This is a genomic window from Altererythrobacter aquiaggeris (genome assembly GCF_037154015.1).
GTDB lineage: Bacteria > Pseudomonadota > Alphaproteobacteria > Sphingomonadales > Sphingomonadaceae > Aestuarierythrobacter > Aestuarierythrobacter aquiaggeris.
This window is the reverse complement of sequence record NZ_JBANRL010000001.1, coordinates 1537897-1554159: the sequence shown is the minus strand read 5'-3', so window position 1 is coordinate 1554159 and position 16263 is coordinate 1537897. Positions and strand designations below refer to the sequence as shown.

The 16263-nt window shown below is 57.1% G+C and carries 13 protein-coding genes; 8 read left to right on the top strand and 5 right to left on the bottom strand.

Annotated elements, in window-relative coordinates; translation table 11 throughout:
- Positions 1-36 precede the first annotated feature (36 nt).
- Positions 37-1362, top strand: coding sequence for an amidohydrolase (locus WFP06_RS07615; protein ID WP_336986618.1), 1326 nt, complete (start codon positions 37-39; stop codon positions 1360-1362).
- A 2-nt stretch (positions 1363-1364) separates the two neighbouring features.
- Here the strand turns inward: WFP06_RS07615 and WFP06_RS07610 are convergent, their stop codons facing one another.
- The 3 genes from WFP06_RS07610 to WFP06_RS07600 form a co-directional block, all read right to left on the bottom strand.
- Positions 1365-1904: a hypothetical protein gene (locus WFP06_RS07610; protein WP_336986617.1), complete on the bottom strand. Its 540-nt coding sequence runs from the start codon at positions 1902-1904 to the stop codon at positions 1365-1367.
- A 150-nt stretch (positions 1905-2054) separates the two neighbouring features.
- Positions 2055-2243 (bottom strand): hypothetical protein, encoded by a 189-nt coding sequence (locus WFP06_RS07605; RefSeq protein WP_336986616.1) that lies wholly within the window; start codon positions 2241-2243, stop codon positions 2055-2057.
- Between the two features lie 23 nt (positions 2244-2266).
- Positions 2267-3865, bottom strand: a complete 1599-nt coding sequence (locus tag WFP06_RS07600; protein ID WP_336986615.1) for an isocitrate lyase — start codon at positions 3863-3865, stop codon at positions 2267-2269.
- Between the two features lie 177 nt (positions 3866-4042).
- Here WFP06_RS07600 and WFP06_RS07595 point away from each other — a divergent pair, with 177 nt between their 5' ends.
- The 6 genes from WFP06_RS07595 to WFP06_RS07570 all read left to right on the top strand — a co-directional run bounded on the left by WFP06_RS07595 (position 4043) and on the right by WFP06_RS07570 (position 12496).
- On the top strand, positions 4043-5434 hold the full coding sequence (locus WFP06_RS07595) for a helix-turn-helix domain-containing protein (RefSeq protein ID WP_336986614.1): 1392 nt from the start codon (positions 4043-4045) through the stop codon (positions 5432-5434).
- A 62-nt stretch (positions 5435-5496) separates the two neighbouring features.
- Complete coding sequence (locus WFP06_RS07590) at positions 5497-5775, top strand: hypothetical protein (RefSeq protein WP_336986613.1); 279 nt, start codon at positions 5497-5499, stop codon at positions 5773-5775.
- Positions 5776-5885: 110 nt separating this feature from the next.
- Positions 5886-7274 carry a TIGR03013 family XrtA/PEP-CTERM system glycosyltransferase gene (locus WFP06_RS07585; RefSeq protein WP_336986612.1) on the top strand — a complete coding sequence of 463 codons (1389 nt, stop codon included), beginning with the start codon at positions 5886-5888 and terminating at the stop codon, positions 7272-7274.
- Positions 7274-9376, top strand: a complete 2103-nt coding sequence (prsK, locus tag WFP06_RS07580; RefSeq protein ID WP_336986611.1) for an XrtA/PEP-CTERM system histidine kinase PrsK — start codon at positions 7274-7276, stop codon at positions 9374-9376. Before WFP06_RS07585 ends, prsK begins: the two co-directional genes overlap by 1 nt.
- A complete protein-coding gene (gene prsR, locus WFP06_RS07575) occupies positions 9376-10740 on the top strand; it encodes a PEP-CTERM-box response regulator transcription factor (protein WP_336986610.1) in 1365 nt (454 codons plus the stop codon). The genes prsK and prsR overlap by 1 nt, the downstream gene beginning before the upstream one ends.
- Positions 10724-12496 carry a tetratricopeptide repeat protein gene (locus WFP06_RS07570; RefSeq protein WP_336986609.1) on the top strand — a complete coding sequence of 591 codons (1773 nt, stop codon included), beginning with the start codon at positions 10724-10726 and terminating at the stop codon, positions 12494-12496. The genes prsR and WFP06_RS07570 overlap by 17 nt, the downstream gene beginning before the upstream one ends.
- 159 nt (positions 12497-12655) lie before the next feature.
- On the opposite strand, the gene WFP06_RS07565 is transcribed toward WFP06_RS07570, so the two are convergent.
- Together WFP06_RS07565 and panB are read right to left on the bottom strand one after the other, a co-directional pair.
- Complete coding sequence (locus WFP06_RS07565) at positions 12656-13711, bottom strand: DUF475 domain-containing protein (RefSeq protein ID WP_336986608.1); 1056 nt, start codon at positions 13709-13711, stop codon at positions 12656-12658.
- An 81-nt stretch (positions 13712-13792) separates the two neighbouring features.
- Positions 13793-14665 (bottom strand): 3-methyl-2-oxobutanoate hydroxymethyltransferase, encoded by an 873-nt coding sequence (gene panB / locus WFP06_RS07560; RefSeq protein ID WP_336986607.1) that lies wholly within the window; start codon positions 14663-14665, stop codon positions 13793-13795.
- Positions 14666-14786: 121 nt separating this feature from the next.
- Here panB and WFP06_RS07555 point away from each other — a divergent pair, with 121 nt between their 5' ends.
- Positions 14787-16223, top strand: coding sequence for a sodium-dependent transporter (locus tag WFP06_RS07555; protein ID WP_336986606.1), 1437 nt, complete (start codon positions 14787-14789; stop codon positions 16221-16223).
- Positions 16224-16263: the final 40 nt, after the last annotated feature.

Here is a 16263-nt window from a genome sequence, read left to right as displayed (position 1 = left end):
GCTAGCGTGTAGTTACCCAAGGGCAGGAGCTGACCAATGCCAAGCAAATCTTTCCTGGTTGCCGCGCTCTTTTGCGGCTTTGCATCCCCGGCGCAGGCAGACGATCTAAGCGACGGTTTGGCAGGCGATATGCCCGCGCTGATGGAATTTTACCGCGATCTCCACGCGAACCCCGAACTCAGTTTCGAGGAAGTTGAAACCGCCGCCAAGATGGCGGCCCGGTTTCGCACTCTCGGCTTTGAAGTTACCGAACAAGTGGGCAAAACGGGCGTTGTCGGCGTGATGCGAAACGGCGCGGGTCCGACAGTGATGTTGCGGGCCGATATGGACGGCCTTCCGCTGGTTGAAAAGACCGGCCTTGATTATGCATCGCGGCGCGTGGCAACGCCGGCATCAGGCATGGAAACGGGGGTCATGCATGCTTGCGGCCATGATACGCATATGGCCGGGTTGATCGGTGCGGCACAGCTTTTAACGCGGCATAAGGACCAGTGGTCGGGCACGCTGGTGTTGATTGCGCAGCCTGCCGAAGAGTTGGGCGAGGGCGCTCTGGCGATGCTTGCAGATGGCTTGTTCACCCGGTTCCCCAAACCTGATTATGTGGTGGCCTTTCACGATGCAGCAGGCGTGCCAGCGGGGCAGGTCGCATATTCGCCCGGGTTTGCTTTGGCGAACGTGGACAGTGTGGACATTACGGTTAAGGGCATCGGTGGGCATGGCGCGCGGCCGCACACGACCCGCGATCCGATTGTGTTGGCCAGTTCGATCGTGATGAAGTTGCAAACCCTCGCCAGCCGCGAAATATCGGCGCAGGACCCGGTCGTGGTCACCGTGGGAAGTTTTCATTCAGGGTTTAAGCACAACATAATTTCTGACGAGGCAAAGCTGCAGCTAACCGTCAGGTCTTACAGTGACGAAACACGCAAAACGCTTCTGGATGGCATCAAACGTATCGCTCGTGGTGAAGCGATCGCATCCGGCTTGCCGGAAGAACTGATGCCTGTCGTCACCGTTATAGAGCCCTACACGCCGGCAACCTACAACGATCCCGAATTATCCGCCCGTCTGGCCGCCAGCTTCACTTCGCGGTTCGGGCTGCAGCGCGTGACCGAGGCGCCTGCGGTGATGGGCGGCGAAGACTTCGGGCAATTCAGACGCGCGTCACCCGATGATACACAGTCGCTGATTTTCTGGGTCGGCGGGACGCCTGTGGACGAATATCTGGCAGCACAAAAGCACGGCACGGTATTGCCGTCCTTGCACAGTCCGTTCTGGGCTCCGGATGCCGAAACAGTTATCGCAACCGGGGCGGAAGCACTGGCCGTTGCTGCGCTCGATCTGATGCCCGCCGATGGCAGTTAGGCCTATTCCCCGCCCGAAGTAGCGCGCGAACGTTCACGCGAAGCTGCAGCCAATGATTCGATTTGCCGCGCGGTGGGTGCAGATGCCCTGCTTGCCGTGACCAGCTTGATGATCTGTGCCTTTTCATCGGCGCTCAATGCTGCCCATTCCTCTTCCGTAAGTCCGTAACGGCGATAAGATGCCGGTACATATCGCTCACTGCCGGCGATACCGGGCGGGATCAGGCTTGATTCGCCGGCACCGCCCCCCGCACTATCCATTGGCGAGCCGAAACCGTCGCTTCCTGCATCGCTCCCGAAGCCGCCGTTCGAATAAGCATCAGGATCCGTAAATGGCTTGGTAAACGTGGCACGCCCCTTATCGCCGATCTCATCGCCTTTGCGGGCCAGAGCATCGCTTTTGGTGCCCACTTGCCTGACGACTTCCTGCCGGCCTTCTCCATCAGCAAAAAATGCCAGCATCAGTGTGCCGGCGACGGTGAAAATAGCGAAATGGCGATACATGTTGGGCTTTATGCCCACTGCGTTGGCGATCCTGCTCATCGGGTCGGCATAGTTTGCAAATGTTAACTATGCCAACCGTGAGGATGGTTAGCGCGGCGTTACCAAAATAATGGCCGCCGGATCGTGTAATGCGATCCGGCGGCCAAATCTCCTCCCCAGGAGATAGTTATAAAACGGGCGGACTAACAGCTATGCATAGGTGCCCAGCCGGTGATGCAAAGAGTTGATTTTTGCCAGCTCCTCGCGGTCTTCGGTAGCCTTTGCGTGGGTTGCCAATGCCGCTCTTAGCAGGCGAAGGTCAGCGGTGGAAAACAGTGCCCGCGCGCGACTGGGTTCGGTGCTTGGTGTGCCGCTGGTTTCGCTTGTCTCTTCGGTCATGATATTCTCTCCGCTTCAATTGATCACGCAGCAGCGAACTGGTTCATGGTATTGTTCGAGCCACCGGCCTTCAGTGCTGCTTCACCGGCAAACGATTCCTTGTGGTCGTCACCAATGTCGCTACCCGACATATTCTGGTGCCTGACGCAAGCAATCCCTTCACGGATTTCCTTGCGCTGGACACCCTTGACATAGCCAAGCATGCCTTCGTCTCCGAAATATTCCTTGGCGAGGTTGTCGGTGCTGAGCGCAGCGGTGTGGTATGTCGGCAGAGTGATCAGATGGTGGAATATGCCCGCCTGTGCTGCGGCATCACGTTGGAACGTGCGGATTTTTTCATCCGCTTCCTGCGCCAGATCGGTTGCATCGTAATCCACGCTCATCAGGCCCGCACGGTCATAGGACGTCAGATCGCGGCCGTCCGCTTCCCATGCATCGTAAACCTGCTGGCGGAAGTTGAGCGTCCAGTTGAAACTTGGCGAATTATTATACACCAGCTTTGCATTAGGAATAACCTCGCGGATACGGTCAACCATGCCGCCAATCTGTCCGATATGCGGCTTCTCGGTCTCAATCCACAACAGATCCGCACCGTTCTGGAGCGAGGTGATGCTGTCCAGCACGCAGCGGTCTTCGCCGGTTCCGCTGCGGAACTGGAACAGGTTGGACGGCAGACGCCTGGGGCGCAGCAATTTGCCCTCGCGGCTGAGGAACACGTCGCCATTGTGCATATTGGCAGGGTCCACCTCCTCGCAATCAAGAAAGCTGTTATACTGGTCGCCCAGATCTCCGGCTTCTTTGGTGACCGCAATTTGTTTCGTCAGGCCTGCGCCAAGCGAGTCGGTTCTGGCGACGATGATGCCGTCTTCGACGCCCAGTTCGAGGAATGCATAACGGATTGCGCGGATTTTCTGCAGAAAATCCTCGTGGGGAACGGTAACCTTACCGTCCTGATGGCCGCATTGCTTTTCATCGGAAACCTGGTTTTCGATTTGCAACGCGCAGGCACCCGCTTCGATCATCTTCTTGGCGAGAAGATAAGTCGCCTCGGCGTTACCGAAACCGGCATCGATGTCAGCGATAATCGGGACAACGTGTGTCTCGTAATTGTCGATCGCGGTTTCGATACGCTTCGCCTCTACTTCATCGCCGCTCTCGCGCGCCGCATCCAGATCGCGGAACATTCCGCCAAGTTCGCGGGCGTCAGCCTGTTTGAGGAAGGTGTAAATCTCTTCAATCAGGGCGGGGACGCTGGTTTTTTCGTGCATGGACTGGTCGGGAAGGGGGCCAAACTCGCTACGCAGCGCTGCAATCATCCAGCCGGACAAATACAGATAGCGTTGTTTGGTGCTGCCAAAATGCTTCTTGATGGAAATCATCTTTTGCTGCGCGATAAACCCGTGCCAGCAACCCAGCGACTGCGTGTAATTGGCGGGATCGTGGTCATAGGCTTCCATGTCGTCACGCATGATTTGCGCCGTATAGCGCGCGATATCGAGCCCGGTGCTGAACCGGTTCTGCAACTGCATCCGCGCGGCAGCTTCAGCGTCGATTGCGTTCCAGGGCGAACCTTGCGCGTTGATTGTGCCTGCTAGTTTGTCGATTTTACTCTGGTAGGACATAGAAAAACTCCGAAATCAGTTTGGCTGCCAGTTTTTGGCGGCCCGCCTTGCCAAGCTATTTCGCAGTCGCAGCATTAAATTGACAGAAAAACTTACAAACTTTATTGTCTATTTCAGTCGTTCCATCTAAAAACGTGTGTAAAGATGTAAAGAAATTTACAATGGAGCTGACAGGACATGAGCGAAAAATCATTACTGGCCGGTGCCGCTATCCGGCGTTTGCGTCGCCGTGAAAGCCTCACACAGGCCGCTATGGCGACTAGGTTGTCCATCTCGCCAAGCTATCTGAATTTGATCGAACGCAATCAGCGTGCTTTGTCAGCGCGCGTTGTTATGCAATTGGTCGAACAATTCGACTTTGATCCCCGCTCACTGCGCCAGGACGAGGCGATCGGCGGGATCGACGGTATGCAGCGAAGGCTGGCCGACGAACGCTTTGCCGAAATCGATATCGACCGCGACGAGATAGCGGAATGGCTTTCCGCAGCGCCTAACGCAGCCTCCGCGTTTGTTAAGCTTTTCGATACAGCGGGTGCATTGCATACAAACAGCACCGATCCGCTTGTCACCTCGCGCCACGCTATCGAGCGTTGGAGAAACCATTTCGCAGATCTGGACACGGCAGCCGAAGAATTGGCGGACGAACTCCGTCTGTCGCGCGGAGATATCGGAGTTGCCCTGGCCGAGAGGCTGCGCGAAAGGCACCAGCTATCCCTGCGAATTTTACCCCGCGAAGTGATGCCTGAGTTGCTCCGGCGGCTGGATTTGCATTCCCGACAATTGCAGCTGTCGGAAATGCTCGAACCAGCGTCGCGAAATTTCCAGATCGCACTGCAGCTCGCATTGCTCGAACGACACGATGAAATCCGCAATCTTGCGGCAGGGGCGAACTTTGCAGAACCTGCCGCGACAAGGTTGCTTGAACGTCATCTGGCGGGCTACTTCGCCGCCGCCTTGCTAATGCCTTATGCCCGTTTCTTGCGCGCTTGCGATGCGACCGGATACGACCTCAAGATTTTACAAAGAAGGTTCGGTGTCAGTTTCGAACAGGTCGCCCACCGACTGACAACGCTGCAAAGGGTCGGCCAGAGGGGGCTTCCCTTTTTCATGGCCCGTCTCGACCGTGCGGGACAATTTTCGAAGCGGTTCGCCGGTGCGAGCGGCGCGATATTTTTGGACAGCGAGAATTCTTGTCCGCTCTGGGCGGCGCATCTCGCGTTCGAGCGGCCCGGCAGCCTACTGTCGCAGCCGGTTACGCTCGAAGACGCGAGCGCGGGGCCGCGTCACTGGTTCACCATGGCGCAAACCGTAGAAGGGACCGGGAGTGGCGGGGATGCCAAATTCGTCGTTGTGCTGGGACTCGAGGCCAGATTTGCCGACGACCTGGCGCAAGCTCGCGATACCAATCTCCGGCCCGAGGCGGCGCAGCGGATCGGACCGGGGTGTTCGCTGTGCCACCGGCCAGCCTGTCAGCAGCGGTCGCTGCCGCCGCGCGGAGCGGGTCTGGGTTTCGACGATCTGTCGCGCGGCGTTACGCCGTTCCGGTTTGGCGAGAATATCCCCACCTAGTCGATGTCCTTGGAACCGGATCGGGAACAGTTCGTTTCCGGGTTATTATCAGGGAGATAATAATGACCCAAGAACGCACCACAGAAACCCGTACGCCTGACGGTAACACGCACACCACGACCACAGTGGTGACCGATGAACCGCGCAAAAGCGGACCAGGAATGTTCATGATCTTGCTGCTGGTTTTAGTTGCAGCCGCAGCAATATTCTTCTTCACCCAAATGAGCGGTTCGGAAGTCGCGAAAGATAATGCGATTGCCGATGCCGCAACCGATGTCGGTCAGGCAGCGAACCAGGTCGGCGAAGCAGCGCAGGATGCGGCCGAAACGATCACCGAATAAGCCGGTTTCCGGACCGTTTACCAATTGCTGTAAAATTTACCGGCATTTCACACCTTCCCGCTAATTGCGAACCCTGAGAGAAAACATGGGGCCGCGATTAGCGGGGTTGGATGATACGGCTTTTCAAACATTATATTCCCCATGCGGTATTGCTGCTGGGCCTGTTCGACATATTCCTGCTGGTTTTGTCGGGCGAACTGGCGTGGCAATTGCGCGCATCGCAGATTTTTATCGATCCCGGGCATTTCGGCGACCGGTTTGACGGGCTCGCCGCGCTGGCGGTGGTCATGCTGGTCGCGATGGTGGCAGTCGGCGTTTACGGATCAGATGCGCTGCGATCAATGCGGTTCGCATGTGCGAGGATTCTTGTCGCCGTCAGCATGGGTATTCTGGCGCTTTCATTTATCGATTTTGTCCTGCCGGGCGATACATTCTGGCGTTCAACCCTGTTTTACGCGATGGTTTTTGCGATAATTCTGTTGATGCTCAACCGATTGATCGTCGGCGGGATTTTGGGGGCGCAGGCTTTCCGGCGCCGGGTCATCGTGCTGGGGTCGGGGGACCGCGCACAGCGGCTCAAACTATTGGGTGAAAAGCCCGAAAGCGGTTTCGCCATCGTCAGCTATATCGGGATGAACGAGGGCGTCCAAATCGTCGAGGAGGCCATCCCTCGCGGCGCAATCCACGATCTTGGAAGGTTTGTCGAAAATATCGGTGCTAGCGAAGTTGTTCTGGCGCTTGAGGAGCGGCGTAATGCGCTACCTCTTAAAGATTTGCTCAGGATCAAGACGCACGGCGTTCATGTCAATGATTTTTCGACATTTCTCGAACGCGAGACAGGCCGCGTAGATCTGGATACGGTCAATCCCAGCTGGCTGATCTTTTCGGACGGATTTTCCTCTGGCCGGGCGATTTCGACAGTCACGAAGCGTATTTTTGATATCGCCGCAAGCCTGCTGCTTCTGCTGATCACGTTCCCGCTGATTGTCCTGTTTGCAGTTCTCGTGAAGCTGGAGAGCAGGGGGCCGGCCTTTTATCGCCAGACCCGCGTCGGGCTGTTCGGGCAAAACTTCGAAGTCATCAAGTTGCGGTCGATGCGTAATGACGCCGAAAAGAACGGCGAGGCGCAATGGGCAACGGACAACGATCCGCGCGTTACCCGTGTCGGAAAGTTTATCCGCAAGGTCCGGATTGATGAATTGCCGCAGACCTGGAGCGTCCTCAAGGGTCAAATGAGCTTCGTCGGACCGCGCCCCGAAAGGCCGCAATTCGTAACCGATCTTGAAGATAAGGTTCCATATTACGCAGAACGGCATATGGTAAAGCCGGGGATTACGGGATGGGCCCAGATCAACTTTCCATATGGCGCATCGCTCGACGATTCCCGCCAGAAACTGGAGTATGATTTGTATTACGCGAAAAACTACACGCCGTTTCTTGATCTGTTGATCCTACTCCAGACATTGCGCGTTGTTTTGTGGAGCGAAGGCGCGCGCTGATGAGCGCATGGGGTGAACTGCTCGGAATAGCCGCCTATCTGGCCAGCGCATCGGCCTGTCTCGCGCTTGCTGTGTTCACCATCAGCGCAAGAGCCAAAAGTATCCCGGTCAAGACTGCGGTTTCCTTGGCGTTGTTTATCACCGCTTTGTGGGCATTGTCCGTTCCCGCAATCAGCGCCGATAGTCCGTTTGCCATTCTGGCGTTCAGCGCCAGCCAGATAAGCTGGTACTGGGTGCTGTATTGCCTGTTCGCCAAAGACGGGCGCCATCGCAGCCTCACGCCAATCCGGCCGGTGGTAATCGTGATCACGCTGGTCGAACTGGTCCAGCCATGTTTGTTGCTGGTCATCCCCTATTACGATTTATCCGCCGAAAATCAGAAAGCGGTTGTCCTCGCTTCGATCAGCCTGCGCCTGTTAACCGCGGCAGGTGCATTGGTGTTGGTACACAACCTTTATGTCGGGGCAGCCAAGGTGGCGCGCCCGGTGTTACGCTGGCCCGCTGCGGCAATGAGCACCTTGTGGTTGTTCGATATGAATTATGCGACGGTGGCGTATATTTCCGGCGAATTGCCGACCGCGCTGGGATTACTTCGCAGTCTGGTGCCTTTGGTGATGGTGCTGTTTATCGGCATTGGCGCCACCGGAGAGAGATCAACCGCACCGTTTCGTCCATCGCGCTCCGTCGCGTTCCAGTCGGTGTCTTTGCTCATAATTGGCGGATACCTGCTTGGAATGGTCGCGGTTGGCCAGGCATTATCGGTGATTGCCGGTGATTTCGGTCGGCTGATGCAAGTGGTATTTGTTGTGGCTGCATCCGCGTTGGCATTGATTTCGCTCCCGTCACCAAAAATGCGTGCGACATTGCGGGACGGGGTGACCAAGCATCTTTTCCAGCACAGGTTCGACTACCGCGAGGAATGGTTGCGGTTCAACGAAACGCTGGCTCGCGGCAGTGAAGCAGCGTCCCCCCTGCCTGAACGCGTGGTCCAGGCGATGGCGGACATTACCGACAGCCCGGCAGGGCTCCTGATGGTGCCGGACGGCGATGACGAGCTTCATCTGGCGGCGCGGTGGCATTGGCCGTCTATGGAAGTCAAAACGCCGCTAGCGGAAAAATCTGTATTTCAACTGCTCGACCGTGAAATCAATCTTATCGAGATCGACCCGTTGCGAGAACGAGGCGCAACGTCAGAACGTCCGCTGCCTGGCTGGATATTGGATGACCCCAATGCCTGGGCGATCGTTCCGCTCGAACATTTCGAAAGGCTGGTCGGCGTAATCTTGTTGGCCCGCCCGGTGTTCGAGCGAAAACTGGATTGGGAAGATTTCGATCTGCTGCGGCTGGCGGGACAGCAGCTGGCCAGCTATCTTGCAGAACAGGCCGGGCAGGAAGCACTGATGGAATCAAGCCGGTTCGATGAATTCAATCGCCGGATTGCGTTTGTCATGCACGACATAAAGAACCTCGCCAGCCAACTATCGCTGCTCGCGAGAAATGCCGAAAAGCACGCCGAAAATCCCGATTTTCGCGCAGATATGTTGCTCACCTTGCGCAGCAGCGCTGACAAGCTGAACACATTGCTCGCACGTCTGGGCCGATACGGTGCTGTCGGGACGGACGCCATGCAAACGGTTGATCTGGGTAAGATGACCAAAATCATTGCCAGACGGATGCGCATCGAGCTTGCGCAATCCGCTGACATCAGCGTCGCAGCCAACCGTGATGCGCTTGAACAGGCGATTGTCCATCTTGTGCAAAATGCGCTGGATGCGAGCGAGGATGGCGAGCCTGTGTTCGTCAGCTGCAGTAGCGACGGAATGTTCGGCATTGTCGAGGTCAGTGATTCCGGGCCGGGGATGAGCGCGGAGTTTTTGCGCAGCGGTCTGTTCAAGCCCTTCGTTTCGTCGAAACCGGGCGGTTTCGGGATCGGTGCATTCGAGGCGCGTGAATTGGTCCGCGCAATGGGGGGGCGGCTCGATGTCGATTCACGGGAAGGTCTGGGGACCCGCTTTGTGATACGAATCCCGCTGGCCGGTGCTGTTGCGCTTTCCAATTACGAAAAGCCTGCCCGAAAAACTATCAAACCAGAGGTTGCTTGATGGCCGAGAAAAAACCCAAGCTGCTGATCATCGAGGATGATGCGGGTCTGCAAGCGCAGCTGAAATGGGCCTATGAGGATTTCGACGTAATCATCGCCGGTGATCGTGAGAGCGCGCTTACGGCGCTGCGGGCTGACGAACCTGCTGTTGTAACACTCGATCTTGGCCTGCCACCCGATCCGGACGGTACGACCGAAGGCTTTGCCGCGCTCGACGCTATCATGGAATTGAAGCCGGACACAAAAGTCGTCGTCGCATCAGGACATGGCGCCCGTGAAAGCGCGCTCGAGGCGATCAAACGCGGGGCGTATGATTTCTACCAGAAGCCGGTCGATATCGAGGATTTGGGATTGATAGTCCGAAGAGCGCTAAACCTGCATCAGATCGAGCAGGAAAACCGGGTCCTGTCGCGCAAGGTCGGTGCTGAAAACACCGTATTGGGGGGGATGATCACTGCTGCACCCGAAATGGTGAAGGTGGCCCGCACGATTGAAAGGGTCGCCAATACGAATGTGTCGGTCATGCTGCTCGGCGCGAGCGGGACGGGTAAAGAATTGCTCGCGCGTGGTCTGCACGATGCAAGTAACCGGCACGGCAATGCTTTCGTGGCGATAAACTGTGCAGCCATCCCCGAAAACCTGCTCGAAAGCGAATTGTTCGGCCACGAAAAGGGATCTTTCACCGGCGCAGTCAAAACAACCGAAGGAAAGATCGAACTGGCGGACGGCGGGACGCTGTTCCTCGATGAAGTCGGTGATATTCCCCTGCCGTTACAGGTTAAATTGCTGCGGTTTTTGCAAGAGCGAACATTCGAGAGGATCGGCGGGCGTAAACATATCGCTGTTGATACCCGCATTGTCTGCGCCACTCATCAGGACCTGGAAGCGATGATTGCCAAGGGGCAGTTTCGCGAAGATCTGTTTTACCGGCTTGCCGAAATCGTCGTAACGATCCCCTCACTGGTTGACCGGCCCGGCGATGCACCCCTGCTTGCCAAAGCATTTCTGAACCGTTTCGCAGCCGAAATGAACCCGAAAATCAGTGGCTTTTCACCGGAAGCGATTGCGATCATCGACAGCTGGAACTGGCCGGGAAATGTGCGTGAACTTGAAAACCGGGTGAAACGCGCTGTCATTATGGCAGAAGGCAAATTGGTCAGTGCCGAAGACCTTGATATGACCAATGCCGACAGCGCAGATGACCAGCCGCTCAACCTGAAAACTGCCCGTGAAGAAGCCGATCGAAAAGTGATCCGCCACGCGCTGGCACGAGCGGAAGGCAATATTTCGAGCACCGCCCGAATGCTGGGTATCAGCCGGCCGACATTGTACGATCTGCTGAAACAGTATGACCTTCAGGGCTAGCCAGCAGAAACCGGTTTTGGCGGCACTTCTGCTTTCAATCCTTCCCGCTGCGGTTTGGGCTGAAGGCGATAGCGGGATTAATCGTATCGTCGCGGCTCTTGAAGCAAACGACGGTATTGCGGCCGAAGCCGAAGCCGCGAATTTATTGAAAGCCGGCAGACCTCGCTCCGAAATAGCGGCCTATATGGGCGAAGCGCAGCTGCTCAAGCGCAACCTCGTCGAAGCGCGCAAATGGCTTGGACCGGGGGACTTCAGCAAAGCGACCGCCGGGTCCGGTTATCGGCAACTGGGACGCCTGAACCAACTGGAAGGCGACTTTGACGCAGCGGCCAACGCCTATGACCGGGCCAATACTCTCATACCCTCGGATCCGGATTTGTGGGTAGATATCGGAAGGCTCAGATACGAAACGGGTGCCCAGATACAGGCAGTCGAAGCAAGCGATTTTGCCGTTCGGCTTGGTCCCGACAATCCCGGTGCATTGCAATTCCGCGGTCAGCTGCTGCGCGATTCGGCTGGCCCGGCTGCGGCCATTCCCCTGTTCGAAAAAGCCCTGGCCAATCACCCGGACGATCTGGCGCTGATGGGCGAATATGCTGCGGTGCTGGGCGAAACGGGCGCTGCTTCAAAAATGCTTACCGTCACCCGCGCTATGATATCGCGCGATCCCGAGAACCCGCAGGCGCACTTTCTGCAGGCCGTGCTCGCTGCACGGGCTGGCAAGGATGGTTTGGCCCAAAGGTTACTCTGGAAAACCTCCGCGCACCACCGCGATACGCCGGCAGGTCTGTTATTGTCCGGCATAATCGATCTGAAGACGGGTAATCACGGTAATGCTGCCCAAACCTTTGATCAATTGTTCACGCTGCAGCCGCAGAACCCGCAAGTCAGAAATTTGCTGGCAAGCGCCCTTTCGCAAGCAGGAGCTCACCGCGAACTGATAGAGCGGTTCGGGAGCCATGCCGACAGGGCTGACGCCGCGCCATATTTGCTCACTCTGGTTGCACGGGCACACGAGGAACTGGACGAACGCGGTAAGGCAGCCGCTTACCTTGACCGCGCCGCCGGTTCGTCCGACCGCCGGATATTCGCATTGGAAAGCGCGGCCACAGCGCCGGTTGCCGAAGCCCTTTTGCGCGAACGACCCGGCAGTATTGACCGCGCACGTGACCTGTTACGCGCGCTTACCGGATCGGGGCAAACCAGGCGGGCGGCCGAGCTTGCGGCCGGTTTGGTGCCAAGATATCCGGGTTCGGCAGATGTGAGGATTTTGGCAGGGGACGCGTTTTTCGCTAACGGCAATGCGTCCGGCTCCTTAATTCACTATGGTCAGGCCGCGAAGGTTCGGTCGAATGCCTCGCTGGTCGGCCGGATCACGGCCGCATTGGGTGCCCTTGGTCGCCGTGATGACGCACGCTTGCAACTCGGTAATTTTCTAAACTCCAATCCGCTAAACGCAGCAGCTGCTTTTGCCGCCGGTGAATGGGCTTTTGCAGACGGAGAATATGCGCTGGCGCTGCAATATTTCGCGCACGCATCAAAGCAAAGCAGCAGTCAGCAAGATCCCGAAAAGTTTGTTCTGTATTCGGGCGCGGCTTTGAAATCCGGTGATGTGGAGCTGGCAATCGATCTGGCGCAAGACGCCTTTGAATTGCAACCCGCCAGCCGGAATGCGGCGCGTGCATTGATGCTGGCCTATAAAGCCAGGGGCGAAAGCAAGGCGGTTCTCGCGCCCCTGCGGCGCATGGCCAAATAACGCCTGACCCGCAGCGACTTTCGCACAGCACAATTCATGATTGCCCGGACGCGGTCGAAATCGATCCTGTGGTTCGAATGTTGATAGTAACAATCGTTCTGCAATCCGATTTTCCTTCGACGGCCGCCCCGGATGGCGCCCCGGATGGCCACCGAACGGCTAGACCGAAATCGCTGCTTCTTTATTGTTATGCCGCACAGACCACCACAGAGATATCCCGATCAGTGTCGCACCGATCAGGCCGGTGATCGTTTCGGGAATGTGGAACTTGGCCGACAGAAGCATGATGCCGCCCAGCACGATTATTGCATAAAATGCGCCATGTTCGAGGAAGCGGTACTGGGCAAGTGTTCCTTGCTTGACCAGATGGATGGTCATCGAACGCACGAACATCGCCCCGATCGACAGTCCCAAGGCAATCACGATCATATTATTTGACAAGGCAAATGCGCCGATCACGCCGTCGAAGCTGAACGACGCATCGAGCACGTTGAGATAAAGAAATCCGCCAAGCCCGCTGCGTACGACTGCGCCCTGCAACCGCGCGGCTTCTTCTTTCAGTTCCAGGATCGTGTTGATCCCTTCGACCGCGATGAAAGTGATCAATCCAAGAATGCCCGCAACCAGAAAAGTCAGCGCATCGGCGGGGGCCAAAAGCGTGGAAATTCCCCACATGGCCAGCAGAAGCAAAGCGATTTCAGCCGCCGGAAGTGCGGCAAATTTGGCGAGAAATTCCTCCACGACGCGGATCCAGTGGATTTCCTTGTCCATGTCGAAAAAGAACTTGAGCCCGACCATAGCCAGAAACGCCCCGCCAAAACCTGCGATACCCACGTGCGCGCTGCTTACTATACGCTCGTATTCCTCAGGTTCGTTCAGCGACAGGTTGATGGTTTCAAGCGGGCCAAGCCCAGCGGCAATTGCGACAATCGCCAACGGGAAGATCACCCGCATACCAAACACCGCAAAAGCGATGCCCCACGTCAGGAAGCGCCGCTGCCAGACATCGCTCATTTCCTTCAACACCGAAGCATTTACCACCGCATTGTCGAAACTGAGCGAGATTTCCAATACAGACAGAACAATCACGATCCACAGCAGTGAAAGCGTGCCGCCAACGGTGCCGCTGCTTTCCCACCCATACCAGCCCGCCAGGCCAAGGCACAGCATGGTAAAGACGAGCGAAAACTTATAATATTTGAGCAGCGTAGCCATTCGGGGGCCTTTTCGGAAATTGCCGGCTTGGAAATTGATGGCGCTCGCTAGTGCCTTTACTGCTGAACGGCAAGCGGCCGGCTAGGTCTTGGGTTGATATGTCTGGTCTTTGGTGGGGAAGGTCCGATCACGAACTTCGGAAGCGTAGGTCGCAACGGTTCGTTCGATAAGCGAGCCGATATCTTCGTAGCGTTTGACGAAGCGCGGGACCCTGTCGAACATTCCCAGCATATCTTCGGTAACCAGCACCTGACCATCGCACAGGGCGGATGCGCCGATCCCGATGGTCGGAATTTCGACCGATTTGGTCAGCGCAATCGCAATCGGTTCGATCACCCCCTCGATAACGACTGCGAATGCGCCCGCTTTTTCTATAGCTTGGCCGTCGCTGACAATCTTGTCGTGTTCCTGCTGGCTGCGGCCGCGTGCGGCATATCCGCCCAGCACGTTGACAGCCTGGGGGGTCAGTCCGACATGCGCCATCACGGGGATGCCGCGCGAGTTCAGAAATTCGATCGTGTCGGCCATGGCTTGGCCGCCTTCGAGTTTTACCGCAGCGCAACCCGTTTCGGCCATGATCCTGCTTGCGTTCGCGAAGGCCTGTTCCTTCGAAGTTTCGTAAGATCCGAACGGCATATCGACGACGACCAGGCTGTGATAGCTGCCGCGCACGACCGCCGCGCCATGCGCGATCATCATGTCGAGTGTGACCGACAGCGTCGAAGGCAAGCCGTAGATAACCTGGCCAAGCGAATCCCCGACCAGCAGAATATCGCAATGCGCGTCGAGCAATTGCGCCTGCCGCGCTGTGTATGCAGTCAGCATCACCAGCGGTTCTTTGGTCTGGCCATCCTGCTTGCGCGCCCTGATTGCGGGCACGGTCAGGCGCTTGCGCGGCTGCGGTGTGGGGTTGGCGCGGCTGGTACTCGTATCGAGCTGGAAAGTCGTGGACATCCGCCCTGTGTAGCGGCGTGGTGGATTTGCGCAATTCCTGCCTCGACTGGAGCGACGATTCCGTGCAGAAAGCTGCCAGATTTCGGGAAGGCCCAACCAGGGCCCGCAGAGGGGTATTTACATGGCAGGTGCAACCGCATCGGGCGAACAAGGCTGGTCATCGCGCACAGCATTTATTCTGGCAGCGGTCGGCGCTGCGGTCGGTCTCGGCAACATCTGGCGTTTTCCAACGCTGGCCGGTGAAAACGGGGGCGGGGCATTTGTTCTCGTCTATATCGGATTTGTCGTGCTTCTCGGGCTACCTCTGGTTCTGTCCGAAATCATGCTTGGCCGAGCGGGAGGATCCGATGCGATCAATTCCATGCGCAATGTCGCGGCGCAATCGGGCAAGTCGTCCCGCTGGTCAGGTGTCGGCGCGCTGCAGATTACGGCCGGCTTTTTGATCCTGTCATTTTATTCGGTCGTGGCGGGCTGGGTCATCAACTACGTGTATCTGTCCGGCGCTGATTTTCTGGGCGCCCTGATTTCCGGCGATCCCTTTGCAGTTGCATTCAATGGCGAAAATCAGGAGCAGATTACCGGCCACATGGGGGCACTGTTTGCTGATCCGGTTCGCCTGATTTTTCTGCATGTTCTGTTTATGGGCGCGACGGTGGGGATCGTGGCCAGCGGTGTGCACGACGGTATCGAAAAAGCCGCCAAATGGCTGATGCCGGCATTCTTTGTCCTGCTGGTGGTGATCACGATTTACGGCGCGTTCACCGGCGATTTCGCTCGCGCGGTATCGTTCATGTTTACGCCCGACTTTAGCAAGATTACTCCGGTTGTGCTGAATGAAGCACTCGGACAAGCGTTGTTCTCGCTCAGCCTCGCGGCAGGCGGATTGCTTACTTACGGCGCCTATGTCGGCAAAGATGTGAACCTTGCTCCCACGGCAGGCTTGATCGCCCTGGCGGATACGACAGTGGCTATTCTGGCAGGGCTGATGATCTTTCCGATTGTGTTTGCGGTCGGGCTTGATCCGGCTGGCGGACCTGCGCTGATCTTCCAGACTTTGCCTGTGGCATTCAATGTAATGCCCGGCGGCGCGTTGGTTGGTTTCGTGTTTTTCATATTGATCTTCTTCGCCGCTCTGACCAGTTCGATCTCGCTGCTCGAAGGGCCGACTGCCTGGACAATCGACCGGTTTGGATGGGGCCGCAAGAAAGCTGCCGTGATCGTTGGTGCGGTGGCGTGGCTGATCGGCGTTGCATGTGCTTTGGGCTACAATGTCTGGTCGGATGTCCGGCTGCTCGGTTTCTGGAATATCTTCGCTGATACCGACATCCTGGACACACTGGACGGATTCACAGGCAAGATTATGTTGCCGCTTGGCGCGCTGCTGGTTTCGGTGTTCGTGGGATGGAAAGCCGATGCAAATATGGTGAAGGCGCAGTCGGGTCTGTCGGACGGTATGTTTGTAATTTGGCGCTTCCTGGTCGCCTGGGCTGCTCCGATCGCGGTGACGCTGGTTCTGGTCTTCGGTCTGCTGCCAGGTCTTCTGGGTAACCGGGCATAAAAATGGGGCCGCATCCCTTGCGGGAGCGGCCCCTCATTGT